The sequence below is a fragment of the Streptomyces sp. NPDC002054 genome, assembly GCF_040296685.1.
GTDB lineage: Bacteria > Actinomycetota > Actinomycetes > Streptomycetales > Streptomycetaceae > Streptomyces.
This window is the reverse complement of record NZ_JBEOXT010000008.1, coordinates 1-25,687: the sequence shown is the minus strand read 5'-3', so window position 1 is coordinate 25,687 and position 25,687 is coordinate 1. Positions and strand designations below refer to the sequence as shown.

The following is a 25,687-nucleotide window of genomic DNA, read 5'->3' as shown; positions in this document are numbered from 1 at the left end:
GCCATTCCCCCACCCCGCCCCTTCCCGCTGTGCCGGATATGCGGCTCCGCCGCGTGGGGGGCTCCGCCCCAGACCCCGCGCCTCAAACGCCGGCGGGGCTGAGAAATGCCGCTGCGCGGCATTTCCAGCCCGCGCGGCGTTTGAGCGCCCCGGCGCGAAGCGCCGGACCGGGGGCCTGGGGGCTTGCCCCCAGTTTCGGGAAGGGGCGGGGTGGGGGAAGGCTCAGCGCAGCGCTACAACAGCTCGCGGAGGCGGTCCGCCAGGAGGTCCCAGCGCCATTTCTCCTCGACCCAGGCGCGGCCCCGCTCGCCCATCCGGGCCCGCATGGCAGGGTCCAGCAGCAGGGCGCTGATGCGGTCCGCCGCGTCCTCCGGGACGCCGCCGCGGACCACCCACCCCGTCTCCCCGTCCAGCACCGCATCCGGCGCCCCGCCCGAATCCCCCGCCACCACCGGCAGACCAGTCGCCGAAGCCTCCAGGTAGACGATGCCCAGGCCCTCCACGTCCAGCCCGCCCCGCCGCGTACGGCACGGCATCGCGAACACGTCGCCGGCCCCGTAGTGCGCGGGCAGTTCGGACCACGGCACGGCGCCGGTGAACACCACCGCGTCCGCAACGCCCGTCACCCCGGCCAGCTTCCGCAGCTCCGCCTCGTACGGCCCGCCGCCGACGATCAGCAGCACCGCGTCCGGGACGGCCGCCAGGATCCGCGGCATCGCCCGGATCAGGGTGTCCTGTCCCTTGCGGGGGACCAGCCGGGACACGCACACCACGACCGGCCGGTCGGACAGACCCAGCCGGGCCCGGATCTCCGCGCCGCCCGAGCCCGGGTGGAAGGTCTTCTCGTCCACGCCCGGCGGCAGTTGCACCATCCGGCCGGCCGCCCGGTCGGTCAGCGCCGAGGCGATCCGGGAGCGGGTGTACTCGCCGAGATAGGTGAGCGTGTCCGTGCCCTCGCCGATCCGCCGCAGCAGCTGCCGGGCGGCCGGCAGCTGCGCCCAGCCCGCCTCGTGCCCGTGCGTGGTCGCGACCAGCCGCCGGGCGCCCGCCCGGCGCAGCGCCGGGCCCATCAGGCCGAGCGGCGCCGCCGCTCCGAACCACACCGACTCACAGCCGTGTTCCTTCAGCAGCCCCACCGCCCGCCGGGTCACCCGGGGCGTCGGCAGCAGCATCGTCGTACGGTCCCGGACGACCTGGAAGGGCTGCTCCGCGTCGAAGGCGGCAGTGGCCTCCCGGCCCTCCGCGCCGTGCTTCCAGGTGGAGGCGTAGACAACGATCCGGTCCGGGTCCAGACGCAGCGCCATATTGTGCAGGAATGCCTGGATTCCGCCCGGTCGCGGCGGGAAGTCATTGGTCACGATCAGCGTCTTGTGCATCGTCTGCCGACAGTACCGGACTGATTTCGATTGCCGTGTTTCGTGGCTTCGGGGCCAAGGACCTGGGCATCATGGCGCGGTGCTCAAGCTTTCTTCGGCCTGGTCGGCCACCAGGATTCTGCTGCTGCTCTGCACCTTCCGGGTGATCCGGCTGCCGGGTGGGGACGTGACCATCGACGTCACGGTGATCTACCAGGGCTGGTACGGCGTGCTGCGCACCGGCACGTTCCCGCTCGACGACGTGACCTGGCAGTACCCGCCGGGCGCGGCGCTGGCCGTCCTGGCGCCCGGACTGCTGCCCTTCCTCTCCTACACGGCGGCGTTCATCGTGCTGTGCCTGGCCGCGGACGCGCTGGTCACCTGGCTGCTGGCGCGCAAGGGCCTGCGGGCCGCCTGGTACTGGGTGTGGGCGGTGCCGCTGATCGGCCCGACCGCGTACGCCCGGTACGACATCTTCGTCGCGGCGGTGGCGGTGGCCGCCCTGCTCCACCCGCGGGTGCGCGGGCCGCTGATCGCGCTCGGTGCGGTCCTCAAGGTGTGGCCGGCCCTGCTGCTGGCCGGGGTCCGCAACCGGATGGTGTGGTTCTCCACGGCCGCGACCGGGGCGCTGCTGCTGTTGCTGTTCGCGGTGGCCATGCCGGGCTCCCTGGCCTTCCTCACCTTCCAGCGGGACCGGGGCACCGAGGTGGAGTCGCTGGGCGCGCTGCCGCTGCACTTCGCCCGCGCCTTCGGCTGGTGGGAGGGCGAGGTGAAGCTCAACTACGGTTCGGTGGAGTTCCTCGGCCCGTGGGTGGAGACCATCAGCACCCTCTCCCTGGGCCTGACCGCGGTGGCGTTCGGCTGGCTGCTGGTGTGGCGGCTGCGGGCCCGGATCGTGGCCGGCGACGAACGCGTCATCTTCGACGCGGCGTTCACGGCGGTGCTGCTGTTCACCGTCACCAGCCGGGTGATCAGCCCGCAGTACCTGGTGTGGCTGGTGGCGCTGGCCGCGGTGTGCCTGACCCTGGCGGACTCCCGGATGGTCCGGGTCACCCGCATCCTGCTGGTGGCCACGGCGTTCACCCAGCTGGAGTTCCCGACGTTCTTCACGGAGATCGTCCGGAGCGACTGGATCGGCATCGTGCTGATCGTGGTCCGCAACGCTCTGCTGGTCTGGGCGACAGTGGCCGCGTGCCGCGTCCTGTGGGCCGCTTCCAAGGCCGTCCCCGCCACCGAGCCGGACCCGGCGACCGGGACCCGCACCGAGGAAGGCGTGCCCGCGGCGCGCTGACGCCCGCTAGGGTCCGCCGAGTTCCGTTGTCAGGGCTGCGCGCCAGGCGGCGGTCAGGGCGGGCAGGTCCGTGCCCAGGGTGGTCGCGAGCGCCCTGGACAGCGGCTCGCGGGCGGCGGCCTCGTAGAGGCGCAGCAGCGCCGGTTCGCCCCAGCGGGCCGCGATCAGCCGGCAGGCCAGCCAGGACTCCTCGTACGCCCGGGACAGCGCCTCCTGGTCGCCGCCGAAGGTGAACGCGGCGTTCCCGGGCAGGGCCGCCGGGAGCCGCCCGGCGCGGACCGCGCGCGCCGCCGCCGGGGCGACGTCCCGGGGCGCGCGCCCGCTGTCCCGGTACGCCACCCAGTCCGCGAAGCCCTCCGACAGCCACAGCGGGGTCGAGGCGGAGGTCACCGGCCGGGTGGCGACATGGGTGACCTCGTGGGTCAGCACGATCCGGCGGCCCTCCCCCGACAGCTCCTGGTACGCCTGCGGGTTGACCACCACCCGGTCCGCCGGAGCGGGGGCGGCCCCGACCCGGCCGGTGGTCACCGCGGCCATCCCGCGGTAGGCCTCGGGCGCTGAGCCGAGCAGCGCGGCCATCCGGTCGACGGAGTCGGGCACCAGCACCACCACCCGGCCAGCCCAGGTTCTCCCGGCGCCGGGGGAACCGGCCGCCGTCACCGCCGGGACGGCCCGGTCGGCCTCCGCGGCGATCCCGGTCAGCCGCTCGCGCGGGCCGGCCCCGAGCACCAGCGCGTGCCGCCCCTGCACCACCTGCACCGGGCCCTGGTCCCACAGCTCCGGCAGGGCTCCGGGCGCAGGCCGGTCGGCGGTGACCCGCCAGCGGCCGTCCGATGCGGCCAGCGAGAGTTCTCGGGCGCCCCCGGCGGGAGCGGCGTCGTGCCCGGCCAGCCGGTAGCGGAGCTCCGCGCCCGCCGTGGCCCGGGTGCCGCCGTCGGCGACGCGGACCGAGGTGACCTCGTACGACCAGGACTGCAGCGGAACCCCGCCGGGCCGCCCGGCCGCCCCCGCAGCCCAGTCCGCCACAGCCCGCCGGACCGCATCTCCGGCCCCGGCACCGGCCCCGGCACCGGCCCCGGCAGCCCCGTCCCGGTCCGCGGGCCCGGCACAGCCGGCCAGTAGGCCGAGCAGCAGCAGGAGGCAGACGGGGAAGCGGCGCATCCGGTGATGGTACGCACCGCCCGGCCCGGGCCCGGGCCGTCAGACCCGGGTCACCGACGAGACCGGCATCATGCCCACCGGGTCGTACCGCACCGCCGCGCCCGGGTACGGCGCATGGATGACCTGGCCGTTGCCCACGTACATGCCGACATGGCTGGCGTCGGAGCGGTAGGTGACCAGGTCGCCCGGCCGGGCCTCGGACAGCGGGACTCGCCGACCCGCGTACCGCTGGGCCTGCGAGGTGCGCGGCAGGGACACCCCGGCCTGCCGGTAGGACCACACCATCAGGCCGGAGCAGTCGAATCCGGAGGGCCCGGTGGAGCCCCACACATACGGCCGGCCGACCGCGGCCCGGGCCGCCATCACGGCTGCCGCGGCCCGGCCGGAGCCGGGGCCCAGCACGGGTCCGGGCATCGCCCCGTACCGGCCGCCGCCGGACCGGGCGGCCCGCTCGTACTCGGCCCGCTGCTGCGAGGGCATCGCGTTCAGCAGCCGCCGGGCCGCCGCCAGCTTGGCGGTGACGGACCGCTTCTGCCGGGCCACGTCCGCCCGCAGCTGCTCCAGTTCGCCGAGCTTGTGGGAGGCCTCCTTGCGCTGCTGGGTCAGCGCGCGCTGCTCCTCGCGGAGAGCGACCAGCTGGCGGGCCTGCCGTCCGGTCAGCCGGTCCAGGATGCCGGCCTTCTCCAGGTAGTCGTCCGGGTCCTCGGTGAGCAGCAGCTCCATGGCGGGGTCGAGGCCGCCGGACCGGTACTGGGCCCCGGCGAACGCGCCGAGCACGCCCCGCATGGTGTTGACGCGGTCCTGGCTGCGGGCGATCGCGTCCTGGACGTGCCGCACTTCGGCGCGCAGCTTCGCGGACCGCTCCCCCGCCGCATTGAAGCGCTCGGTGGCCTGCTCGGCCTCCTCGAAGAGCCGGTCGACCCGGGCGCGGGCGTCGCCCGCCGGGTCGGCGGGCGCGGCGCCGGCGACCCCGCCGCCGCTCAGGGCGGTGGCGGCGGTGGCCGCCACGGCGGCCATTCCGCCGGCCAGGGCGGTGACCTTCGCGTTCCGTTCGAGGCCCGCGGATGCCGGCCGGCGATGGTTTCCCACGGGAAGCCGCACTCCCTTTCCGCTGCACGGCACCCGTGTCCGCCCCCCGTGGACGGCCGTGGCCGGGTTCCGCGCTGGCAGACAGTAGCCGCACGGACACACCCCGACCAACGACCCGCCGGGGCGGACACGGCAATGCCCCGCCGACAGACGCAGGTCATCGGCGGGGCGTGCGGTGGAGCAGCGTACTTGGAAGTTCCCCCGGACGGTCGACGTCCGGAGGGATCGGACGATCAGATTCAGATGCGGACGCCGAACTGCGGCTGCATGTAGCTGATCTTCTCGTACTTGACTCCGCCGCGCGGGTTCGAGGCGTGCAGGGTCATGCCATTGCCGGCGTACAGGCCGACGTGGTGCAGGTCGCTGTAGAAGAACACCAGGTCGCCGGGCTGGAGCTGGCTGATCGGAATGCGGGTGCCTTCCTTGGCCTGGGTCCAGGTGGTGCGGGTGATGCTCACCCCGGCCTGCCGGTAGGCCCACTGGGTCAGACCGGAGCAGTCGAAGGAGTTGGGGCCCTCGTGGCCCGATATGTACGCGCTGCCCAGCTTGGTCTTGGCGGCGGCGAGGGCGGCGCCCGCGCGGCCCGAGGCCTTCACGTTGCCGAGGTTCGCGCGCGTGCTGTCGTCCCGGCTGGCCCGGGTGTCGTCGTCCTTGAGCTGCGCCCGCTCCTGCGCGGTGAGGGTGTTGAGCAGCTTCTGCGCCTCGGCGAGCTTGCTCTGGATGGTCGCCTTCTTGTCCCCGAGTTCCTTGCGGGTGGCGTCGAGGTCCTTGAGCTTGCCGGCGGCCTCCTGGCGCTGCTGCGCGAGGGTGCGCTGCTTGGCCTGGATCTTCTGCACGGCCTCCACCTGCTGGCCGCTCAACTGGTCGAGGGTGGCGGCCTGGTCGAGGTAGTCCTCGGGGTTGCTGGAGAGGAAGAGCGCGAGGGAGGGGTCGATGCCGCCGGTGCGGTACTGCGCGGAGGCCATCGAACCGAGGGTGTTCCGGAGCTCATTGAGCTCGCCCTGACCGCGGGCCACCTGGTCCTGGAGCTGGCTGATCTGCTTCTCGAGCTTCTCCTGCTGCTCCTTGGCCCCGTTGAACTTCTCGGTGGCCTTCTCCGCCTCGTCGTAGAGGGCGTCGACCTTCGCCTTGACCTCGTCCTTGCCGGGCTTGGCCGGGGCGGCCACGGCGGCTTGCGAGGAGAGGGCGACGGCTGCCGCGGCGGCGGCCGTGAGGAAGGACACGCGGGCGCGGTTCGGCTGCTTGGGTCGACGGTGGGACGCCACGGAGGCGAGCTCCTTCTTCCTCGAGCCGCCGGAGCACGCACACTCGGCAGCACCTTCGCCCGCCACCCGGACGAGTGGTCAACCGCACGAAGGTTTGGGCCAGACCCTAGTGACCCAGCTGTGATCAGTTCAAATCCTGGCGAGCAAAAATCCATTGCGCGACCAGCTTCTTTACCTTCATAGCACGCTGCGTGTCGGTGAATTGACCCACCGTCCCCAGACCGTGGGGTCAATTCGGACATTCGGTGCAGGAGTTGCAAGCGTCACTTGCGTTACGAGACGCGCGAAAGCCGCTTCAGCAGCAGCACCGAGGCGACCGGCCGGGCACCGGCCTGCGCCACCCCGTCGGCGACCTCGCGGTCCGCGGACACCACGACCACCGGACGGCCGGGCGGCTCGGCCCGCACCAGCTGCCGGATCAGCTCGTCGGCCGTCACCCCGGGCTTGGAGAACAGCACCCGCACCCCGCGCGGCGGCGCCAGCAGCACCGGGGCGGCCAGCTCGGCCCCGTCGAAGACACAGGTCATCTCGGCACCGGTCTGGGCGGCCAGCATCGACAGCCCGCCCAGCAGCCGCAGCCGCTGCTTCTCCAGCGGCATCGTCGGATAGCCGGTCTTGGTCACGTTGTAGCCGTCCACCACCAGATGCGCCTGAGGGAGCGCCAGCAACTGGTCCAGCAGCGCCGGATCGGTCTCCGACAGGGCCCGCGCCGCAATGTCCTTCGGGGTCATCCGGCCCGGCTCCACCGCATCGACCGTATCGGCCGGGCGGGTCGACACCGGCGGCAGCGCCAGCTCCCGGCGCAGCCCCTGGGCCGCGTCCAGCACGGTGTCCAGCAACAGCCGCAGCCGCATGTCCTCCACACTGCGGCCCTCCCGGGTGGCCCGCCGGGAGGCCTCCAGGGCCGCCTCGGTCTCCCCCAGGCGCGACTTGAGCCGCCGGCTCTCGCTCTCCGCGGCGGCCACCTGGGCCGCCGCCTCGCTGCGGATGCCCTCGATCTCGGATGCGGTCTTGCGCAGCGCGGCCTCGCCGCGCTTCACATCGCTGAGTGCACTGCGGAGCTTTCGCTGAAGCGATTCGGCTTCCTTGCGGGCGGTGTCCAGCTCGATGCGCAGCTGTTCCCCGCCGGTACGCTGCGCCTCCCGGGCGGCGGCCAGCTCCTCGCGCAGCCGCTCCAGCTCGCGCCGGCTCTCCTCGCCGACCCGTTCGGCGTCGACGCGCTGCGCCTCCTCACCGGCGGCGGCCACCAGCTTCACCCAGCCGACCGGGCGCAGTACGTACGCGGCAGCCGCCACGTCCAGCGGGTCGGCGGCGGCCGGCGGAGCACCCGCGTCGAGGGCGCCGGCCAGTTCCGGCTGCGCCTCGCGGACCTTCTCGGCGACCCGGCCGCGGAACACCGCGTCCGACTCGACGGCCGCGGCCATGGCGTTGCCGGCGAACTTGGCACGGCGGGTGGGGGTGAACCGGGCGTACTGGCGCAGCTGCGCGGGCAGGTCGGCGACCGTCAGGCCGCCGAAGGCGTCCGAGACGAGCGCAACGACCCGGCGCCGCACGCCTTCCGGCAGCGGGCGGTCGAGGACCTCCGCGGCGTCGCCGGCCGCACCGGCCGGCTCAGCGCCGCTCGCTGGCTCCACAATCCGTCACCTCTACCGTTCCTACTGTTCGGCCCCCGGCTCCCTCAGGAGTCCGAGCCCGGCCTGTCCACGAGTTCGATCTGGTCCACCGCGTTGCACCAGCGGCAGCGGACCGATTCGATGGTCTCATTGACCACCTCGCGCTCCTCGACCTTGGGCTCACCGGCCAGGTCGAGATGGACGTACTCCACGACTTTCGAGGAGCGGGTGACGTCGAATCGGGTGAGGTTGCCGCACAGGGTGCAGCGCCACCGGGTGGTGGCGGTCGGCAGGGGAACCGTCATCGGGCCGTCTCTCTCCTTCGTCGCTCATTCAAGTAAACCGCCTTGCGGGCGGCAGCACGTAACCCTACGGCCCGCCCGGCATCGGCGGGGCATGCGATCGGTATCCGTCCGGTTACGCCATGCTCTTGGCATGATCGTAAGGTGGCGGACCGTGCGCGAGGCCGCCCGGGGCCCGGTGGTCACGTACGCGCTCATCGCAGGCTGCGGCGTGGTCTTCCTGCTCGGCCCGGCCTCCGGCATAAATCCCGGCTACGGGACGGGCGAGGCCCTGGAGGCGGCCGGGACGGCGTATTTCCGGCGCTGGGGCGTGGTCCCCGCCGAGCTGTTCACCGGCACCGGGCGGGAGCTGCTGACCCCGCTGACGGCGCTCTTCATCCACGGCAGCTGGCTGCACCTGCTGGGGAACATGCTGTTCCTCTACGTCTTCGGCGCGATGACGGAGGAACGGATGGGCCGGGCGGAGTTCCTGCTCTTCTCCCTCTGTACGGGCTACCTGTCGCTGGTGGCGTACGCGGCGGCCAACGCGGCCACGACGGAGACCCTGGTGGGGGCGTCCGGGGCGATCTCGGCGGTGCTGGGCGCCTTCCTCTGCCTGTTCCCGCGCGCCCGGGTGACCAGCCTGTTCCCGTTCCTGTTCTTCCTGCCGCTGCGCTTCCCGGCCTGGATGGTGCTGCTGTTCTGGTTCGCCCTCCAGTGGTTCGCGGCGCACCGCGCGGGCAGCGGGCCGGGCGTCGCCTACCTGGCCCACCTGGTCGGGTTCTCGATGGGGTTCCTGTACGCCTGGGTGCGGTACCGGCATATGGATAGAGTGAGGCGACCAGCGACGGCCACCGAGGGAGACAGCCAGCCGTGATCACCGCGATCGTGCTCATCAAGACCAGCGTGGACCGCATTCCCGAGATCGCCGAGTCGATCGCCCGGCTGGAGAACGTCAGCGAGGTCTACTCGGTGACCGGTACCTACGACCTGATCGCCCTGGTCCGGGTGGCCCGCCACGACGACCTGGCGGACATCATCCCCGGCAGCATCAGCAAGATCCAGGGCGTCGAGGCGACGGACACGCACGTCGCGTTCCGCACCTACTCGCAGCACGACCTGGAAGCGGCCTTCGCGATCGGCCTCGACGCGTAACGCTGCGCTCCGCCCGAACCCCCGGCCCCGCTCCCCAGGAGCGGGGCCGCGCGTTCAGGGCGACTCGGGGGCGCGTCAGGAAACCGGCACGCAGCGGCCTTCTTCCGTGCGGTACTGCCACTTGGCGCCGGCGGTGACCAGTTCGCGGACCGCGGCCACGAAGCGTTCCACGTGCTCGTCCGGGGTGCCCGCGCCGAAGCTGACGCGGATCGCGTTCAGGGAGCGTTCGCCCGGGGCGGCCTCCGGGGCGCCGCATTCGCCCGGCTCCTGCGGCTCGCTGCCGAGCAGGGTGCGGACCAGCGGGTGGGCGCAGAACAGGCCGTCGCGGACGCCGATGCCGTACTCGGCCGAGAGCGCCGCCGCGAAGTGCGAGCTGTTCCAGCCCTCCACCACGAAGGAGATGACGCCCACCCGCGGCGCGTCGTCCCCGAAGAGGGAGAGGACCCGGACCTCGGGGACCTCCGCCAGACCTGCCCGGACCGTGGCGATGAGCTGCTGCTCGCGGGCGACCAGGCGCTCGAAGCCGGCCTCGTTGAGGGCCCGGCAGGCCGAGGCGATGGAGTAGACGCCGATCACGTTCGGGGAACCGGCCTCGTGGCGGGCGGCCGTGGTGTGCCAGTCGACGTCCACCCCGCCGTCCTCGCGCCGGGCCACCCGGCGGGAGGCGCCGCCGCCCGCCAGGTACGGGTCGGCCTCCTGCAGCCAGTCCGCGCGGCCGGCCAGCACGCCCGAGCCGAACGGCGCGTACAGCTTGTGGCCGGAGAAGGCGACCCAGTCCACGTCCAGCTCCTGCACGGACACCGGGTGGTGCGGGGCCAGTTGGGCGGCGTCCAGGACGATGCGGGCGCCGTGCGCGTGCGCGGCGGCGGCCAGCTCCTTCACCGGCCACAGCTCCCCGGTGACGTTGGAAGCACCGGTGACGCACACCAGGGCGGGCCCGTAGGGCTCCCGCTCGGCAAGCGCCCGCTCCAGGGTGGCGACGGCCTGGCCGGGGGTGCGCGGGGCGTTGAGGTAGGTGACCCGGGCGTCGCGCCACGGGAGCAGCGAGGCGTGGTGCTCGGTCTCGAAGACGAAGACCTGGCAGTCGGCCGGGAGGGCGGCGGCCAGCAGGTTCAGCGAGTCGGTGGTGGACCGGGTGAAGATCACCTGATCGGCGGGCCGGCAGTCCAGGAACTCGGCGACGGTGACCCGGCTCTGCTCGAAGAGGTCGGTGGACAGCTGGGAGAGGTAGCCGGCTCCGCGGTGCACGCTGCCGTAGTACGGGGCGTACGCGGCGACGTCGTCCCAGACCCGCTGCAGGGCCGGGGCGCTGGCCGCGTAGTCGAGGGCGGCGTAGCCGACCTCGCCGCCGGTGACGAGCGGGACGGTGACATCCCGGCCGAGCACCGGCAGCGGCTCGGAAACGGTCGTGGCGGTGGCAGCGATGGCGGTGTTCAGGGTCGCGGACATGGCGATATCTCCCGGGCAGGCAGGGGTGAATGGCTTCGATGGCCCGTCGCCGGATACACGGGTGCCGTGCGCTGCGCGGCGGAACGGGTGGGTGAAGAAAGGGGCGCTACGCGCCTATCGCATTCGCTTGCTCACGGAAAAAACTCCTCGAGAGACCAGGACCCCTGGTGTCGAGGGATCCGCGCTTGCCGTAGACCTCGCTGCCTACGGCCTGGTCATCACCCGGGGCACCCCGCCACGGAAGGAGGGTTGCCGGACAGCAAGCCGGGGCCAAAACGCTGTCACTCGTGACCTGCCCAGCATCCTGCCACAAGATCCGCCGGACGCAAGACCCCGGTCCAGGATGCGGACCGGGGCCCGGCGTGCGGCTGCCCCGTCAGGCGTTGCTGGCGGCCACCCAGCGCTCCAGGGCCGCTCGGGCCGCGCCGGAGTCGATGGACTCGGCGGCCCGGGCGATGCCGGCCGCCAGCTGCTCCTCCAGGGTGCCGGTGGAGGGGTCGAGCGCGACCAGCGCCGTCGCCGAGTTCAGCAGCACCGCGTCCCGGACCGGGCCGGTCTCGCCGGCCAGCAGCCGGCGGGCGACGTCCGCGTTGTACGAGGCGTCGGCGCCGCGGAGCTCGGAGACGTCGACCAGCGGGATGCCGACGTCCCGGGGGTCGAAGGCCTGCTCGTGGACCCGGCCGTCCCGGACCCACCAGACCCGGGAAGTGGCCGTGGTGGTCAGCTCGTCCAGGCCGTCGTCCCCGCGGAAGACCAGCGCCGAGGAGCCGCGCTCGGCGAGGACACCCGCCACGATGGGGGCCATCCGGGCGTCGGCGACACCGGTCGCCTGGGCGCGGACCTTGGCCGGGTTGGTCAGCGGGCCCAGGAAGTTGAAGGTGGTGCGGATGCCCAGCTCCTTGCGGGCGGCGGCGACATGCCGCAGCGCCGGGTGGAACTTGACCGCGAAGCAGAAGGTGATGCCGGCCTGCTCGGCGACCTCCGCCACCCGTGCGGGGGTCAGGTCCAGGTTGACGCCGAGCTTCTCCAGCACGTCGGAGGCACCGCTCGCGGAGGACGCCGCCCGGTTGCCGTGCTTGACCACCTTGGCGCCCGTACCGGCCACCACGATCGAGGACATGGTGGAGATGTTGACGGTCTTCGCACCGTCTCCGCCGGTGCCGACGATGTCCACGGTGCGGCCCGGGACCTCGATCAGGTTGGCGTGCGCGTACATGGCGCGGACCAGGCCGTTGATCTCCGCCACCGTCTCGCCCTTGGCCCGCAGGGCCACCGCGAAGCCGGCGATCTGGGCGTCGGTCGCCTCCCCGCGCATGATCCGGTCCATGGCCCAGGCCGTGTCGTCGGCGGACAGGTCGGTGCCGGTGAGGAGGGCGTCGAGGACGGACGGCCAGGACCTGTCCGCCACGCTGCCGCCGCCTGCCGGGGTCACAACGTTCATGGTCCTCGCTCCTGGGTCCACAGTCCGATTGATGAGAGCTCAAGCCTAGCCAGCTGCGGAGGACGGCAAAGAGCCCCGTCCAGACCCTGGACGGGGCTCTTGCCGTGGCGATCAGTTTTCAGCCGGAATCAGGCTTCAGTGGTGGCCGTGGCCGCTCTGAATCTCCTTGTATTCCTCGACAGAGGGCTTCTCGATCTGCGTTCCCTCGCCGTAGAAGCCCTTGCTCAGCTTAGAGCGAAGCTTCTCGGTAAGTGTCACCTTGCGCTCCACACCGTTCTCGTCGACCGTCGGGCCGATCTCGGCCGGCTTGTACTGCTCGTGCTGGGTCAGCGTGTGCAGCTGGGCCTGCGAGAGCGGCTCGTGGACCTCGACGAACTCACCGTGCGGCAGGCGCTTGATGATGCCGGTCTCGCGACCGTGCAGCACCTTGTCCCGGTCCCGGCGCTGCAGGCCGAGGCAGATCCGCTTGGTGATCACGAAGGCGACGACCGGGCCGAGGAAGAAGCCGATCCGGGCGAACCAGGTGATGCCGTTGATCGAGAGGTGGAAGAACTGCGCGAACATGTCGTTTCCACCGGCGATCAGCAGGATGACGTACCAGGTCAGCCAGGCCACACCGAAGGCGGTACGGGTCGGAGCGTTGCGCGGGCGGTCCAGGATGTGGTGCTCGCGCTTGTCACCGGTGACCCAGGACTCGATGAACGGGTACACCGCGATCGCGACCAGGACCAGCGGGAAGATCACCAGCGGGATGAACACGCCCAGGACGAGGGTGTGGCCCCACAGGTTGATCTCCCAGCCCGGCATGGCACGGATCAGACCCTCGGAGAAGCCCATGTACCAGTCGGGCTGTGCGCCCGTGGACACGTGGTCCGGGACGTACGGGCCGAGCGCCCAGATCGGGTTGATCGAGGCGATGCCGGCGATGGCCGCGATGACACCGAAGACCAGGAAGAAGAAGCCTCCGGCCTTGGCCATGTAGACCGGCAGCAGCGGCATGCCGACGACGTTGTTGTTCGTCTTGCCCGGGCCCGGGTACTGGGTGTGCTTGTGGTACACGACGAGGATCAGGTGGGCGACCACCAGACCCAGCATGATGCCCGGCAGCAGCAGGATGTGGATCGAGTAGAACCGGGCCACGAAGTCGTGGCCGGGGAACTCGCCGCCGAAGAGGAAGAACGACAGGTACGTGCCGACGATCGGCACGGACAGGATCGCGCCCTCCATGAAGCGGACACCGGTGCCCGAGAGCAGGTCGTCCGGCAGGGAGTAACCGGTGAAACCGGTGAACATGCCGAGGACCAGCAGCAGGAAGCCGAAGACCCAGTTGACCTCGCGCGGCTTGCGGAACGCGCCGGTGAAGAACACGCGCATCATGTGCACGAGCATCGCGGCGACGAAGATCAGGGCCGCCCAGTGGTGGATCTGCCGGATGAGCAGACCGCCGCGGACGTCGAAGCTGATGTCCAGGGTCGAGGCGAAGGCCTCGGACATCCGGACGCCCTGCATCGGCACGTACGAGCCGTGGTACACGACCTCGTTCATGCTCGGGTGGAAGAACAGCGTCAGGTACACACCCGTGAGGATGATGATGATGAAGCTGTAGAGGCAGATCTCACCCAGCATGAAGGACCAGTGGTCCGGGAAGATCTTGCGCATGTTCGCCTTGGCGAGGCTGTAGATGCCCAGGCGGCCGTCCGCCCAGTCGGCTACGCGCTCGCCGCGCGGCGCTTTGCGCTCCGTCGTATCGGTGGCAGTGCTCATCCGCGCTCCCAGAATGCAGGACCGACGGGCTCCGCGAAGTCGCCGAGCGCTTCGAGGAAGCCTTCGTCATTCACACCGATCCGCAGCTGCGGCAGCGCGTGACCGGCCGGACCGAAGATGACACGGCCGCCGTCGGAGAGGTCGAAAGTGGACTGGTGGCACGGGCAGAGCACGTGGTGCGTCTGCTGCTCGTACAGGCTGATCGGGCAGCCGACGTGGGTGCAGATCTTCGAGTAGGCCACGATCCCGTCGTGGGACCACTCCAGCTCCTGCTTGTCCTTGATGTCCTCCGGCTGAATCCGGACGATCATCAGGGCAGCCTTGGCGATCTGCTGCATGTAGTCGTGCGAGTCCTCCTCCAGGCCTTCCGGCTTGGCGAAGGTCAGGGAGCCGACCAGCACGTCCTCGGGACGCAGCGGCTCCATGGTGTTCTGGTTGATGAGCAGCTTGCCCTTCGCCCAGACGGTCTTGCGGAGCTTCAGCTCCGGCAGCGGACCCAGGTCGCGCAGCAGCACCACACCGCTGAGCGGCACCATGGCCAGCGCGCCGTACATCGTGTTGCGGATCAGCTTCCGGCGGCCGATGTCGGACTCGCGGGCACCGTCGGCGAAGTCCTCGAGGACCTTGGCCTTGACGTCCGCCGGGGCGGCGATCGGGTGGCGCTCGTCGGCGACCTCTTCATCGGACATCAGGGTGCGGGCCCAGTGGACCGCGCCGGCGCCGATGCAGAACAGGGCCGTGCCCAGGGTCATGCCCAGGGCGAAGTTGAGCGCGCTCACCTTGCCGATGGGCCAGATGAACACGATCTTGTCGACCGGGAAGATCACGAACGAGGCGATGAAGCCGACGGTCGCGAGCATCGACAGCGTGAACAGCAGCGCGACCGTACGCTCGGAGCGCTTGGCGGCCCGCTCGTCGATGTCCTGGATACGCGGCTTGTGGGCCGGCAGGCCCGGGTCGGCGAACGGGTTGTCCGCAACCGCTACGCCACCGTGGTGGGCGTCCTGCGCAGTCGGCAGGTTCTCTTCGGGAATGTCTTGGCTACTCATGACTTCTTGGCCTTAGCGGTGTGGGCCCCGACCCAGACGGCGACAGCGATCAGCGCACCCAGACCGAACACCCAGCCGAACAGACCCTCGGACACGGGGCCGAGGCCGCCGAGCTTGAGGCCGCCCGGGTTGGTCGAGTACTCGCCGTTCACGTGCTGGAGGTACGCGATGATGTCCTTCTTTGCCTGCTCCGGCATGGTCGAGTCCGGGAAGGAAGGCATGTTCTGCGGGCCGGTGAGCATGGCCTCGTAGATGTGCTTCGGCTCGACGCCCTCGAGGTTGGGGGCGTACTTGCCGTGCGTGAGCGCACCACCCTCGCCGGTGAAGTTGTGGCACTGCGCGCAGTTGTTGCGGAACAGCTCGCCACCCTTGGCGATGTCGGCACCTGCCGGGTCGTACTGCTTCTCGGTCGGCGTGATCGGGCCGGCACCGAGGGAGGCGATGTACGCGGCCAGCTGGTCGATCTGGGCCTGGGTGTAGATCTTGGGCTTCGCCGGCACCTGGGCGCTGGGCTGCTGGGCGGGCATGCGGCCCGTGCTCACCTGGAAGTCGACGGCTGCGGAGCCGACGCCCACCAGGCTCGGGCCGTCAGAGGAACCCTGACCGCCGGTTCCGTGGCAGCTTGCGCAACCCACGGCGTAGAGCTTGGCGCCCTCCTCGATGGCGAGGGACTGGGCGGTTTCATCGGCCTGCGCCTTGCCCGCGGGCGCGAAGGCGGCGTACAGCCCCCCAGTGGCCGCCAGCGCGAGGAGTAGAACGACGACCGCCGCCAGCGGATGGCGTCGTCGTGCGGAGAGCTTTTTCACGGATTACCCCGGTGTCAGGATCTTCTGCGTCGGTGTTTCTGGATGATGCCGGGCCGGACCCGGCGACGTGTTCGCTACTTGATCAGGTAGATCGTGGCGAAGAGGCCGATCCAGACGACATCGACGAAGTGCCAGTAGTAGGACACGACGATGGCCGAGGTCGCCTGTTCGTGGGTGAACCTCTTGGCCGCGTACGTCCGGCCGAGGACAAGCAGGAAGGCGATGAGTCCGCCCGTCACGTGCAGTCCGTGGAAGCCGGTGGTCAGGTAGAAGACCGAACCGTACGGACCGGACGAGAGGCTCATGCCCTCGTGCTTGACCAGCTCGGTGTACTCGAACACCTGGCCGCCAATGAAGATCGCACCCATGACGAACGTGATGATGAACCACGTCCGGAGCTTCTTCACATCACCGCGCTCGGCGGCGAATACGCCGAGCTGGCAGGTGAGGGAGGAGAGCACCAGGATCGTGGTGTTCGTCGCCGAGAAGGGCAGATTCAGGGTCGAGGCCTGTTCTGTCCAGTACTCGGCGCCCATCACGGATCGCAGGGTGAAGTACATCGCGAAGAGGGCCGCGAAGAACATCAGCTCGGAACTCAACCAGATGATGGTTCCGACGCTGACGAGGTTCGGCCTGTTGACCGTCGGGTGCGCGTGCCCGGTATCTACTGTCGTTGCTGTCGCCACGACCGACATTATGTCGGTCGCTTATCCCGCCCTCACCCCGGGGGGTGCCGTTCGGAGTGTCCGGGGGGTGTGCACTGCCCGAACGGCCCATCAGATCAGCTGCCGGACGCTGCTCGCAGAGTGATCACCGGGGTGGCGGAACCGATGTTGACGGGACATCGGACGGAGTAGCATCCGGCGCATCATCAACGTGATTCATGTGACACGTGGAGGAACAAATGCGGGCGACTGCGCGGGTTCTGGTCTACAGCGATGACGCCAACACCCGGGAGCAGGTGCGGCTCGCGGCCGGGCGCCGGCCCGCCGCGGACCTGCCTCCGGTGGACTACCTGGAGTGCGCCACCCTGGCTGCCGTCCTGACGGAGCTGGAGCAGGGCGGGATCGACGTGTGCGTGCTCGACGGGGAGGCGGTTCCGGCCGGGGGCATGGGGGTGTGCCGGCAGATCAAGGACGAGATCTTCCGGTGCCCGCCGGTGCTGCTGCTCATCGGGCGCCCGCAGGACGCCTGGCTGGCCACCTGGAGCCGTGCGGACGCCACGGTGACCCTTCCGGTGGACCCGGTCTCCTTCCCCGACGCCCTGGCCACTCTTCTGAGGGCACGGCTGTCCGTGAACTCCTGACCGACCGGGTCCCGGACGGGACCCGGTTCGGCCGTCCTACGGGCCGTCCTACACCTGGGGTCGCAGTCGCGCCGAGTCGACGGGGCTGCGGCCTTCCTGGGTGCCCTTGAGGAGGGCACTGCCCTCCTTCCAGTCCTCCCAGTCCAGGTTCCAGTCGCCGTAGCCGTTGCCGAAGGTGTCCATCTCCGGCCCGATGCTGTTGACGACGGTGACGACGTCGCCCTCGCGGATGTTCTCGAAGAACCAGGCGGCGTTGCCGGTGCTCATGCCGGTGCAGCCGTGGCTGACGTTGCGGCTGCCGTGGGCGTTGATGGACCAGGGTGCGGCGTGGACGTATTCACCACTCCAGGTGACGCGCGTCGCCCAGTAGACGTCCAGGTTGTAGTACTCGCTGCCGCCGATGCCGACGGTGTCGCCGCGCATCCGGACGTAGTACTGCTTGCCGAGGACCACCTTGGTGCCGTTGCGGGTGGCGAAGCCGGGCTTTCCGGTGGTGACCGGGATGCCGGTGACCACTTCGCCGTTGCGCTTGAACGTGAGCCAGTGCGCGGAGGCGTCGGTGATGACCTCGACCCGGTCGCCGATGTCCAGCTTCACCGGCTTGGAGGCGGCACCGTGCAGGTCCTTGCCGATCCGGATGCCCTCCAGGTTGCTCCGTACGGAGACGCTGGAGTTGGCGGGCCAGTACTCCTTCGGTCGGAAGTGCAGGCGGCTGTCGTCCACCCAGTACCAGGAGCCCTCGACCCGTCCGGGCTTGGTGTCGACGACCAGGGCCCGTTCGACCAGGGCGCGGGACGTCTTGTCCTTCACGGGTTCGTTGAGTTCGGCGATGATGGGCTGTCCGACCCCGTACGTGCCGTCCTGCGGGCCGAATTCGACCTTGAGGAGCTTCTTGGCCGGGGTGGTCTCGAAGGACAGCCTGCGCTGCCCGGGAGCCCCGCGCTCGTTTTCGGTGGCGACGGTGACCGTGTAGCGGACACCTGCGGCCAGCGGCACGGTGCTGTGCCAGCGGTCCCCCTTGGCGGTGAGTTCGCCCGCCAGGCGGCGGCCGTGGCTGTCCACGGCCGTCACATCGGTGATCCGGCTGCCCTTCACGCCCTTGGCGGTCACCTCCAGCGGCCGGTCGGGGTCGACGGGACGGCTGCCCGCGGACTGGTTGAAGGCGACCTGACCGGCCGCGTCGTAGGGGTTGGCGGACAACGGGTTGTCGCCGCCGGCGCAGGCGGTGGCGCCGGCCCCGAGGGACGCGACCAGCAGGGAGCAGCTGACTACCGTCCAAAGACGCGGTGTGTGACTCATGAGGCCACGCTATGAACAGATCGGCAATCCGTCGCGCGATGTGACTGCAAACGAGGGGCCCGGACTCCTCCGAAGAGGTGTCCGGGCCCCATGTTCGAATGCCGCGGGGGCGTTCTACTGGTTCTGGTTCTCGCCGCGGTAGTACTCGTACACCCAGCCCCACAGGCCGATCAGGATGACCGGAGCCGAGAAGTACATCAGCCACCAGCCGAAGACGACGCCGCTGAAGGCCAGCGCGCCACCGACGGCCAGCGAGAGCGGCTGCCAGCTGTGCGGGGCGAAGAAGCCCAGCTCGCCGGCCTCGTCCGCGACGTCGGCCTCCTTGTTGTCCTGGGCCATCTCGTCCACACGCTTGGCCGTGAAGGCCAGGTAGTAGCCGATCATGATGCTCAGGCCGAAGGCCAGGAACAGTGCGGTGGTGCCGACCGGCTCCTTCGACCACACGCCGTACACGACGGCCATGATCAGAATGAAGGCGGAGAGCCAGAGGAACATCTTGCCCTGGATCTTCACTTGCCGGCCTCCTTGCCACCGGTGACGGCCGGGGCCACGGTGCTGTGGTCCTCGAGGTGCTCGAGGGCCGCGATCTCCGGGTGGTGCAGGTCGAAGGCCGGGGATTCGGAACGGATCCGCGGCAGGGTGAGGAAGTTGTGCCGCGGCGGCGGGCAGGAGGTCGCCCACTCGAGCGAACGGCCGTAGCCCCACGGGTCGTCGACCTCGATCTTCTTGCCGTACTTGGCGGTCTTCCACACGTTGTACATGAAGGGAAGCATCGACAGGCCGAGCAGGAAGGAGCTGATCGTGGAGATGGTGTTCAGCGTGGTGAAGCCGTCGGCCGCGAGGTAGTCCGCGTAGCGGCGCGGCATGCCCTCGGCACCCAGCCAGTGCTGCACCAGGAACGTGCCGTGGAAGCCCACGAACAGGGTCCAGAAGGTGATCTTGCCGAGGCGCTCGTCCAGCATCTTGCCCGTGAACTTCGGCCACCAGAAGTGGAAGCCGGAGAACATCGCGAAGACCACGGTGCCGAAGATGACGTAGTGGAAGTGCGCGACGACGAAGTACGAGTCGGAGACGTGGAAGTCCATCGGGGGCGAGGCCAGGATGACGCCGGTCAGACCACCGAAGGTGAAGGTGATCAGGAAGCCGACGGCCCAGAGCATCGGGGTCTCGAAGGACAACGAGCCCTTCCACATGGTGCCGATCCAGTTGAAGAACTTCACACCGGTCGGTACCGCGATCAGGAAGGTCATGAAGGAGAAGAACGGCAGCAGCACACCGCCGGTGACGTACATGTGGTGCGCCCACACGGTCACGGAAAGACCGGCAATGGCAATCGTCGCGCCGATCAGACCGATGTAACCGAACATCGGCTTCCGGGAGAAGACCGGAATGACCTCGGAAATGATTCCGAAGAATGGCAGCGCGATGATGTACACCTCTGGGTGGCCGAAGAACCAGAAGAGGTGCTGCCAGAGCAGTGCGCCACCATTGGCCGAGTCAAAGACATGTGCACCGAACTTCCGGTCGGCCTCCAGCGCGAAGAGCGCGGCGGCCAGCACCGGGAAGGCGAGCAGGACCAGAACACCGGTCAGCAGCACGTTCCAGGTGAAGATCGGCATGCGGAACATCGTCATGCCCGGAGCGCGCATGCAGATGATCGTGGTGATGAAGTTGACCGAGCCGAGGATCGTGCCGAAGCCCGAGAAGGCCAGACCCATGATCCACATGTCGGCGCCGATGCCCGGCGAGCGGACCGCGTCCGACAGCGGGGAGTAGGCGAACCAGCCGAAGTCGGCAGCACCCGAGGGGGTGATGAAGCCGGCCACCGCGAGCGTCGAGCCGAAGAGGTACAGCCAGTAGGCGAACATGTTCAGCCGCGGGAACGCCACGTCGGGCGCGCCGATCTGCAGCGGCATGATCCAGTTGGCGAATCCGGCGAACAGCGGCGTCGCGAACATCAGCAGCATGATCGTGCCGTGCATCGTGAACGCCTGGTTGAACTGCTCGTTCGACATGATCTGCGTGCCCGGACGGGCCAGCTCGGCGCGCATGAAGAGCGCCATGATGCCGCCGATGATGAAGAACACGAACGAGGTGACCAGGTAGAGCGTACCGATGGTCTTGTGGTCGGTGGTGGTGAGCCACTTCACGACCACGTTGCCCGGCTGCTTGCGCCGTACCGGCAGCTCGTTCTCGTACGAGTCGGCTGCGGCGGCACCCTGAGGTTCGTTGAGGATGCTCACAGTTTGTTCGTCTCCGCGTTCCGGGCCGGGTCAGTCTGCTTGATGCCCGCCGGCAGGAAGCCGGTCTGCCCCTTCTCGGCCAGTGACTTGAGGTACGCCCGGTACTCCTCCGGCGAGACGACCTGCACGTTGAAGAGCATCCGGGAGTGGTCGACGCCACAGAGCTCGGCGCACTTGCCCATGAAGACGCCCTCTTCGGTCGGGACGACCTCGAAGACGTTGGTGTGGCCCGGGATGACGTCCTGCTTGAACAGGAAGGGGACCACCCAGAAGGAGTGGATGACGTCGTTCGACGAAAGGATGAAGCGGACCTTCTCGCCCTTGGGGAGGACCAGGGTCGGACCCGGGTTGCCCGTCTTGGGGTTCCGGTCGCTCGGGACGCCCTTCTCGTAGACGCCCTCGGCGCCCGCCGGGAAGTCCTTGGTGAACTTGTCCGGGATGGAGGCGAGCTCCTTGGGGACCTCGCCCGCCTTCGGAGTCGCCGCGTCGCCGTCGACGTTCTCGATGTAGTTGAAGCCCCAGCTCCACTGGAAGCCGACCACGTTGATGGTGTGCGGCGGCTTCGGGGTGAGCGCGAGCAGCTTCGACTCGTCGCGGGCGGTGAAGTAGAACAGCACCGAGACGATGATCAGCGGGACCACGGTGTACAGGGCCTCGATGGGCATGTTGTACCGGGTCTGCGGGGGGATCTCCACCTTGGTGCGGCTGCGCCGGTGGAAGATCACACTCCAGATGATCAGGCCCCAGACGAGGATGCCCGTGAGCAGTGCGGCCGCCCACGACCCCTGCCACAGCGAGAGGATGCGCGGCGCCTCCTCGGTGACCGGGTCCGGCATACCGAGGGTGGGGAAGTCTTTATATGTGTACGAGCAACCGGTGGCGGTTGCCAGGACCGCACCCGCCGTCAGCGCCTGCAGCAGCTTCCGCCGCATCGGGCGCCGCGGCGAGCGGTCGGAGCCGTAGGGACTCACGTAGCGCCTTCCCGAGAGTCTCGGCCCGCGCGGCCGGCCGCGGCCGTCTGTCGGGTCGGTCGCCGGCCCTGACGCAGGCAGGGGTTTGGATGTTTATGCGGACCAAACCCTACTGGACGCTATTTGGGGTCGCGCGGGGAGGGTGCCCAACGCGCCGCTACTGCCCCCGAAGGGGTGGCTCGGCCGTACGGGGGACGGCCGGCGCGCCCCTGAACGGCGGGCTCCGGAAGCCATCTGACGCCCCCTGACCTGGCAGCTGCCGCTGCTGTTCTACGGTGGCCGGATGCCGTACTTCGACGTCGCCTCCGCCGCCCCGCTGCACCCGGTCGCCCGGCAGGCCCTGCAGGCTTCCCTGGACGAGGGCTGGGCGGACCCGGCGCGGCTCTACCGGGAGGGCCGGCGGGCCGCGCTGTTGCTGGACGCGGCGCGGGAGGCCGCCGCCGAGGCGGTGGGGTGCCGGCCCGACGAACTCGTCTTCACTCCTTCGGGGACGCACGCGGTTCACTCGGGGATCGCCGGAGCGCTGGCCGGCCGCCGGCGGGTCGGCGGGCACCTGGTCGTATCGGCGGTCGAACACAGTTCGGTCCTGCACTCGGCGCAGGCCCACGAGGCGCGGGGCGGGGTGGTGACGGAGGTTCCGGTGGACCGGGCGGGCGCGGTGGCGGCGGCCTCGTACGCCGAAGTGCTCCGCGCGGACACCGCGCTGGCCTGCCTGCAGTCCGCCAACCACGAGGTGGGCACGGTGCAGCCGGTGGCGGAGGTAGCCGAGGTCTGCGCCGCCGCCGGGGTGCCACTGCTGGTCGATGCGGCCCAGTCGCTGGGCTGGGGGCCGGTGGAGGGCGGCTGGTCGGTGCTGGCGGCGAGCGCGCACAAATGGGGCGGGCCGGCCGGGGTCGGCCTGCTGGCGGTGCGCAAGGGGGTCCGGTTCGCGCCCCAAGGGCCCGCCGACGAACGGGAGTCGGGCCGCTCCCCCGGCTTCCCGAACCTGCCGGCGGTGGTGGCCGCGGCGGCCTCGCTGCGGGCGGTACGGGCGGAGGCGGAGGCGGAGTCCGCGCGGCTGCGGGTGCTGGTGGACCGGATCCGGCGGCGGGTGGCCCGCCTGGTCCCGGACGTGGAGGTGGTGGGCGACCCGGTCCGGCGGCTGCCGCATCTGGTCACCTTCTCCTGCCTGTACGTCGACGGCGAGACGCTGCTGCACGAGCTGGACCGGGCGGGGTTCTCGGTCTCCTCCGGCTCCTCCTGCACCAGCTCCACGCTGACGCCCAGCCATGTGCTGAAGGCGATGGGGGTGCTGTCGGAGGGGAACGTCCGGGTCTCGCTGCCGGCGGGGACCTCGGCGGAGGAGGTCAACGCGTTCCTGGAGGTACTGCCGAGGGCGGTGGCCGGGGTGCGGGAGCAACTGGGCGTCGCGGAGCCGTCGTCGGTGGTGCCGGTGGGCGCTGCGGAATCGGTGACGGTGGACGCGCTGGGGCTGCTGTGTCCGCAGCCGGTGATCGAGCTGGGGCGGGCGATCGGGACGGTGCCGGTCGGGGGGACGGTCACTGTCCTCTCGGACGACGAGGTGGCGCGTCTGGACATCCCGGCGTGGTGCGCGATCCGCGGCCACGCCTACCTGGGCGAGGAGCCGGCGCCGGGGGGCACGGCGTACCGCGTCCGCCGCCTGCACTAGCCCGGCGGATCCGGGCCCGCTACGCGGAGCCTTTCCCCCACCCTCCCCCTCGCTTCGCTGGGGGGACCCCCACCCCTCCCCGAAACCGGAGCTCCGCCCCGGACCCCACGGGCTTCGCCAGCCGCAGCCGCACCCTGGGTGCCCCGGGCTCCGCCCGGCACCTGGCGGGGCGGGGGCACGGGCGAAGCCCCCGGCCCTGGGCGCTCCGCGCCCGCGCGGGTGCGGGGCTCGGAACGCCCGAAACGCGGTGCCGGGCGAAGCCCGCACCGCCGGGCCCGGGGCGGAGCCCCGGAACGCGGGGGCTGGACGAAGCCCGCACCCCCCGGGGGGGCAGCCCCGGGGCCCGGGCGGAGCCCCTGTGGCGGGGTCAGGCTGAGAAGTGGGCCTGGAGTTCTGCGGCGGCTTCGTTGCCGTACGCCTTGGTGAAGCGCTCGACGAAGTGCGCGCGCTTCAGCTCGTACTCCTGGGTGCCCAGCGTCTCGATCACGAGGGTGGCCAGCATGCAGCCGATCTGCGCGGCGCGCTCCAGGCCGACGCCCCAGCCGAGCCCGGTCAGGAAGCCCGCGCGGAACGCGTCGCCGACGCCGGTCGGGTCGACCTTCGCGGTCTCCTCGGGGCAGCCCACGAGGATCGGCGCCTCGCCCGCGCGCTCGATCTTCACGCCGCGCGAGCCGAGGGTGGTGACCCGGGTGCCGACCTTGCCGAGGATCTCCTCGTCGGTCCAGCCGGACTTGCTCTCGATGAGGCCCTTCTCGTACTCGTTCGAGAAGAGGTAGGTCGCGCCCTCCATCAGGGTGCGGATGTTCTCGCCGTCCATGCGGGCGATCTGCTGCGAGAAGTCCGCGGCGAACGGGATGCCCCGGGTCCGGCACTCCTCGGTGTGGCGCAGCATCGCCTCGGGGTCGTCCGCACCGATCAGGACGAGGTCCAGGCTGCCCACCCGCTCGGCGACGGCCTGCAGCTCGATCAGCCGGGCCTCGCTCATGGCGCCGGTGTAGAAGGAGCCGATCTGGTTGTGGTCGGCGTCCGTGGTGCACACGAAGCGCGCGGTGTGCAGCACCTCGGAGATCCGGACGGACTCGGTGTCGACGCCGTGCCGGTCGAGCCAGGCCCGGTACTCGTCGAAGTCGTAGCCGGCGGCGCCGACCAGGATCGGGCGGCTTCCCAGCTGCCCCATGCCGAAGCAGATGTTCGGGCCGACACCGCCCCGTCGTACGTCGAGGTTGTCGACGAGGAAGGAGAGGGAGACCGTGTGCAGCTGGTCCGCGACCAGCTGGTCGGCGAAGCGGCCGGGGAAGGTCATGAGGTGGTCGGTGGCGATGGAGCCGGTGACTGCAATACGCACGGCGTGGATGCTCCTGCAAGGGGCGGCAAGGGTGACAGTCCACGCTACCCGGTCGATCGCGAACAACCGAACGGTCGAAACTACCCGATAGTAGGGCTTTCTCCTCGTACCGCGGCCTGCCTACGGTGCCTTCATGACGCACATGGACGGAATCCGTCACAACGAGTACACCGCGCGGGGGCGGAGTGCGGAAGCCCTGCGGCGGCCCGGCTTCGCCCGGCTGCTGGGCGACTGCGCCCGGATGGCCCCGCACTGGCCGGCCGATACGGAGCCCGCCCCGGCCCGGGTGACAGCCGCGCAGATCCACGGGGTCAGCGTCCCGCCCTCCTCGGCCCGGCTGATCGCCTCCACCCGTCTGGGGGACTGAAGGGAACCGGTTGCGCGCCTGCTCCGTCCCACTGGCACCACGGACGGCGAGCCAGGCGAAGGAGCGATGCGGTGACCAACGGGCAGTCCGGCACACCGGACACGGAGACCGACACGGACACAGCGCCCACCTCGACGGCGGTACGGCGGCGGCCGACCGCCGCGATCGTGGCGGTCGCGGCTGCCGTGCTGCTCGCCGGCGGCGGTACGGCGTACTGGGCGGCCAGCGCCCACGGCGGGGAGAAGCGGCCGGCCGCGGTGGCAGCCCGGGACGCGGCGGCGGCCGGATCCGCCATGCCCTCGCCCGGCGCCACTCCCCCGCCGGGGATCGCCCCCGGCGAGCCCGACCCCTCCGGCGGTTCCGTGGTGTACGAGGCCAAGGGGCAGCTGCCGGCCGGACCGGGCAGCGCGCCGGTGTTCAAGGCCTCCGGCGAGGTGACCGAGGCGGAGGTGGCCCGGCTCGCCGCGGCGCTCGGTGTCGAGGGCAAGCCGCAGCTGTCGGGTGCGATGTGGCAGGTCGGCGCGGTGCAGGACGGCGGCGGACCCCGGCTCCAGGTGACCCGGCAGGCGCCCGGCACCTGGAGCTTCAGCCGGGCCCAGCAGGGCGGCAGCGACAACTGTGAACGGGGCAAGGACACCTGCGGCCCCGCCACGCTCCCGGAGGGTGGCCAATCCGGCGCGGCGGTCTCCGAGGCGGCGGCGAAGGCCGCCGCGCCGCCGCGGCGCGCGCCGGCCGCCCCCCCGGCGGCCCACCAGCACCCCCCCCAGC

General features: G+C 70.8%; 23 protein-coding genes, 1 pseudogene and 1 riboswitch. Of the genes and pseudogenes, 7 read left to right on the top strand and 17 right to left on the bottom strand.

The genetic code is table 11. The features are described 5' to 3' along the window. Positions 1 to 233: 233 nt before the first annotated feature. Positions 234 to 1,376 (bottom strand): glycosyltransferase family 4 protein, encoded by a 1,143-nt coding sequence (locus ABT123_RS09360; RefSeq protein ID WP_351311401.1) that lies wholly within the window; start codon positions 1,374 to 1,376, stop codon positions 234 to 236. A gap of 79 nt (positions 1,377 to 1,455) precedes the next feature. Between ABT123_RS09360 and ABT123_RS09355 the strand changes: the two genes are divergently transcribed. Next, positions 1,456 to 2,646, top strand: coding sequence for a glycosyltransferase 87 family protein (locus tag ABT123_RS09355; RefSeq protein WP_351311399.1), 1,191 nt, complete (start codon positions 1,456 to 1,458; stop codon positions 2,644 to 2,646). A gap of 6 nt (positions 2,647 to 2,652) precedes the next feature. On the opposite strand, the gene ABT123_RS09350 is transcribed toward ABT123_RS09355, so the two are convergent. The 5 genes from ABT123_RS09350 to ABT123_RS09330 form a co-directional block, all read right to left on the bottom strand. Further along, positions 2,653 to 3,807, bottom strand: a complete 1,155-nt coding sequence (locus ABT123_RS09350; protein ID WP_351311398.1) for a hypothetical protein — start codon at positions 3,805 to 3,807, stop codon at positions 2,653 to 2,655. Positions 3,808 to 3,846: 39 nt separating this feature from the next. Next, positions 3,847 to 4,896 (bottom strand): C40 family peptidase, encoded by a 1,050-nt coding sequence (locus tag ABT123_RS09345; RefSeq protein ID WP_351311397.1) that lies wholly within the window; start codon positions 4,894 to 4,896, stop codon positions 3,847 to 3,849. Positions 4,897 to 5,135: 239 nt separating this feature from the next. Continuing rightward, entirely contained in the window at positions 5,136 to 6,161 is a 1,026-nt protein-coding gene (locus tag ABT123_RS09340) for a C40 family peptidase (protein ID WP_351311395.1), read from the bottom strand. Positions 6,162 to 6,433: 272 nt separating this feature from the next. After that, positions 6,434 to 7,798: an NYN domain-containing protein gene (locus tag ABT123_RS09335; protein ID WP_351311741.1), complete on the bottom strand. Its 1,365-nt coding sequence runs from the start codon at positions 7,796 to 7,798 to the stop codon at positions 6,434 to 6,436. A gap of 41 nt (positions 7,799 to 7,839) precedes the next feature. Continuing rightward, complete coding sequence (locus tag ABT123_RS09330; protein ID WP_351311394.1) at positions 7,840 to 8,079, bottom strand: hypothetical protein; 240 nt, start codon at positions 8,077 to 8,079, stop codon at positions 7,840 to 7,842. A 130-nt stretch (positions 8,080 to 8,209) separates the two neighbouring features. Here ABT123_RS09330 and ABT123_RS09325 point away from each other — a divergent pair, with 130 nt between their 5' ends. Continuing rightward, positions 8,210 to 8,932, top strand: a complete 723-nt coding sequence (locus ABT123_RS09325; RefSeq protein WP_351311393.1) for a rhomboid family intramembrane serine protease — start codon at positions 8,210 to 8,212, stop codon at positions 8,930 to 8,932. Then, complete coding sequence (locus tag ABT123_RS09320) at positions 8,929 to 9,210, top strand: Lrp/AsnC family transcriptional regulator (RefSeq protein ID WP_150210241.1); 282 nt, start codon at positions 8,929 to 8,931, stop codon at positions 9,208 to 9,210. Before ABT123_RS09325 ends, ABT123_RS09320 begins: the two co-directional genes overlap by 4 nt. Positions 9,211 to 9,285: 75 nt before the next feature. Here ABT123_RS09320 and ABT123_RS09315 read toward each other — a convergent pair whose 3' ends face one another. From ABT123_RS09315 to ctaE, 6 genes are all read right to left on the bottom strand, one after another. Further along, positions 9,286 to 10,659 carry an aminotransferase class V-fold PLP-dependent enzyme gene (locus tag ABT123_RS09315; RefSeq protein ID WP_351311392.1) on the bottom strand — a complete coding sequence of 458 codons (1,374 nt, stop codon included), beginning with the start codon at positions 10,657 to 10,659 and terminating at the stop codon, positions 9,286 to 9,288. Between the two features lie 176 nt (positions 10,660 to 10,835). After that, a riboswitch (SAM riboswitch) is annotated at positions 10,836 to 10,952 on the bottom strand. Between the two features lie 83 nt (positions 10,953 to 11,035). Continuing rightward, a complete protein-coding gene (trpD, locus tag ABT123_RS09310) occupies positions 11,036 to 12,100 on the bottom strand; it encodes an anthranilate phosphoribosyltransferase (protein WP_351311390.1) in 1,065 nt (354 codons plus the stop codon). A gap of 135 nt (positions 12,101 to 12,235) precedes the next feature. Beyond that, positions 12,236 to 13,864: a cytochrome bc1 complex cytochrome b subunit gene (gene qcrB, locus ABT123_RS09305; protein ID WP_351311388.1), complete on the bottom strand. Its 1,629-nt coding sequence runs from the start codon at positions 13,862 to 13,864 to the stop codon at positions 12,236 to 12,238. Beyond that, a complete protein-coding gene (gene qcrA, locus ABT123_RS09300) occupies positions 13,861 to 14,913 on the bottom strand; it encodes a cytochrome bc1 complex Rieske iron-sulfur subunit (RefSeq protein WP_351311386.1) in 1,053 nt (350 codons plus the stop codon). Before qcrA ends, qcrB begins: the two co-directional genes overlap by 4 nt. Next, positions 14,910 to 15,719 carry a cytochrome bc1 complex diheme cytochrome c subunit gene (gene qcrC, locus ABT123_RS09295; protein WP_351311384.1) on the bottom strand — a complete coding sequence of 270 codons (810 nt, stop codon included), beginning with the start codon at positions 15,717 to 15,719 and terminating at the stop codon, positions 14,910 to 14,912. The genes qcrA and qcrC overlap by 4 nt, the downstream gene beginning before the upstream one ends. A gap of 74 nt (positions 15,720 to 15,793) precedes the next feature. Then, a complete protein-coding gene (ctaE, locus tag ABT123_RS09290) occupies positions 15,794 to 16,414 on the bottom strand; it encodes an aa3-type cytochrome oxidase subunit III (protein WP_351311383.1) in 621 nt (206 codons plus the stop codon). A gap of 209 nt (positions 16,415 to 16,623) precedes the next feature. On the opposite strand from ctaE, the gene ABT123_RS09285 reads away from it, so the two are divergent. Further along, positions 16,624 to 17,025: a DNA-binding transcriptional response regulator gene (locus ABT123_RS09285; protein WP_351311381.1), complete on the top strand. Its 402-nt coding sequence runs from the start codon at positions 16,624 to 16,626 to the stop codon at positions 17,023 to 17,025. Between the two features lie 48 nt (positions 17,026 to 17,073). On the opposite strand, the gene ABT123_RS09280 is transcribed toward ABT123_RS09285, so the two are convergent. The 4 genes from ABT123_RS09280 to ctaC all read right to left on the bottom strand — a co-directional run bounded on the left by ABT123_RS09280 (position 17,074) and on the right by ctaC (position 21,538). After that, a complete protein-coding gene (locus tag ABT123_RS09280) occupies positions 17,074 to 18,324 on the bottom strand; it encodes a L,D-transpeptidase (RefSeq protein WP_351311379.1) in 1,251 nt (416 codons plus the stop codon). A 114-nt stretch (positions 18,325 to 18,438) separates the two neighbouring features. Beyond that, positions 18,439 to 18,837: a cytochrome c oxidase subunit 4 gene (locus ABT123_RS09275; RefSeq protein WP_351311377.1), complete on the bottom strand. Its 399-nt coding sequence runs from the start codon at positions 18,835 to 18,837 to the stop codon at positions 18,439 to 18,441. Beyond that, a complete protein-coding gene (ctaD, locus tag ABT123_RS09270; protein ID WP_351311375.1) occupies positions 18,834 to 20,567 on the bottom strand; it encodes an aa3-type cytochrome oxidase subunit I in 1,734 nt (577 codons plus the stop codon). The genes ABT123_RS09275 and ctaD overlap by 4 nt, the downstream gene beginning before the upstream one ends. Then, entirely contained in the window at positions 20,564 to 21,538 is a 975-nt protein-coding gene (gene ctaC, locus ABT123_RS09265; RefSeq protein WP_351311373.1) for an aa3-type cytochrome oxidase subunit II, read from the bottom strand. Before ctaC ends, ctaD begins: the two co-directional genes overlap by 4 nt. Positions 21,539 to 21,821: 283 nt before the next feature. Between ctaC and ABT123_RS09260 the strand changes: the two genes are divergently transcribed. Next, positions 21,822 to 23,207, top strand: coding sequence for a cysteine desulfurase/sulfurtransferase TusA family protein (locus ABT123_RS09260; RefSeq protein WP_351311371.1), 1,386 nt, complete (start codon positions 21,822 to 21,824; stop codon positions 23,205 to 23,207). Between the two features lie 367 nt (positions 23,208 to 23,574). On the opposite strand, the gene ABT123_RS09255 is transcribed toward ABT123_RS09260, so the two are convergent. Beyond that, the gene (locus tag ABT123_RS09255; RefSeq protein WP_351311369.1) at positions 23,575 to 24,552 is read right to left on the bottom strand and encodes a carbohydrate kinase family protein; all 978 of its coding nucleotides are present in this window, start codon (positions 24,550 to 24,552) and stop codon (positions 23,575 to 23,577) included. 133 nt (positions 24,553 to 24,685) lie between these two features. Between ABT123_RS09255 and ABT123_RS09250 the strand changes: the two genes are divergently transcribed. Together ABT123_RS09250 and ABT123_RS09245 are read left to right on the top strand one after the other, a co-directional pair. Next, positions 24,686 to 24,919 carry a hypothetical protein gene (locus ABT123_RS09250; RefSeq protein ID WP_351311367.1) on the top strand — a complete coding sequence of 78 codons (234 nt, stop codon included), beginning with the start codon at positions 24,686 to 24,688 and terminating at the stop codon, positions 24,917 to 24,919. Positions 24,920 to 24,990: 71 nt separating this feature from the next. Further along, positions 24,991 to 25,687, top strand: a pseudogene (locus tag ABT123_RS09245) (hypothetical protein); the annotation flags it as partial.

Excerpts from the sequence above, each read along its gene's own strand:
- ABT123_RS09360 (WP_351311401.1), bottom strand. The coding sequence starts at position 1,376 with ATGCACAAGACGCTGATCGTGACCAATGACTTCCCGCCGCGACCGGGC.
- ABT123_RS09350 (WP_351311398.1), bottom strand. The coding sequence starts at position 3,807 with ATGCGCCGCTTCCCCGTCTGCCTCCTGCTGCTGCTCGGCCTACTGGCC.
- ABT123_RS09330 (WP_351311394.1), bottom strand. The coding sequence starts at position 8,079 with ATGACGGTTCCCCTGCCGACCGCCACCACCCGGTGGCGCTGCACCCTG.
- ABT123_RS09325 (WP_351311393.1), top strand. The coding sequence starts at position 8,210 with ATGATCGTAAGGTGGCGGACCGTGCGCGAGGCCGCCCGGGGCCCGGTG.
- ABT123_RS09315 (WP_351311392.1), bottom strand. The coding sequence starts at position 10,659 with ATGTCCGCGACCCTGAACACCGCCATCGCTGCCACCGCCACGACCGTT.
- trpD (WP_351311390.1), bottom strand. The coding sequence starts at position 12,100 with ATGAACGTTGTGACCCCGGCAGGCGGCGGCAGCGTGGCGGACAGGTCC.
- qcrB (WP_351311388.1), bottom strand. The coding sequence starts at position 13,864 with ATGAGCACTGCCACCGATACGACGGAGCGCAAAGCGCCGCGCGGCGAG.
- qcrA (WP_351311386.1), bottom strand. The coding sequence starts at position 14,913 with ATGAGTAGCCAAGACATTCCCGAAGAGAACCTGCCGACTGCGCAGGAC.
- ctaE (WP_351311383.1), bottom strand. The coding sequence starts at position 16,414 with ATGTCGGTCGTGGCGACAGCAACGACAGTAGATACCGGGCACGCGCAC.
- ABT123_RS09285 (WP_351311381.1), top strand. The coding sequence starts at position 16,624 with ATGCGGGCGACTGCGCGGGTTCTGGTCTACAGCGATGACGCCAACACC.
- ABT123_RS09280 (WP_351311379.1), bottom strand. The coding sequence starts at position 18,324 with ATGAGTCACACACCGCGTCTTTGGACGGTAGTCAGCTGCTCCCTGCTG.
- ABT123_RS09260 (WP_351311371.1), top strand. The coding sequence starts at position 21,822 with ATGCCGTACTTCGACGTCGCCTCCGCCGCCCCGCTGCACCCGGTCGCC.
- ABT123_RS09250 (WP_351311367.1), top strand. The coding sequence starts at position 24,686 with ATGACGCACATGGACGGAATCCGTCACAACGAGTACACCGCGCGGGGG.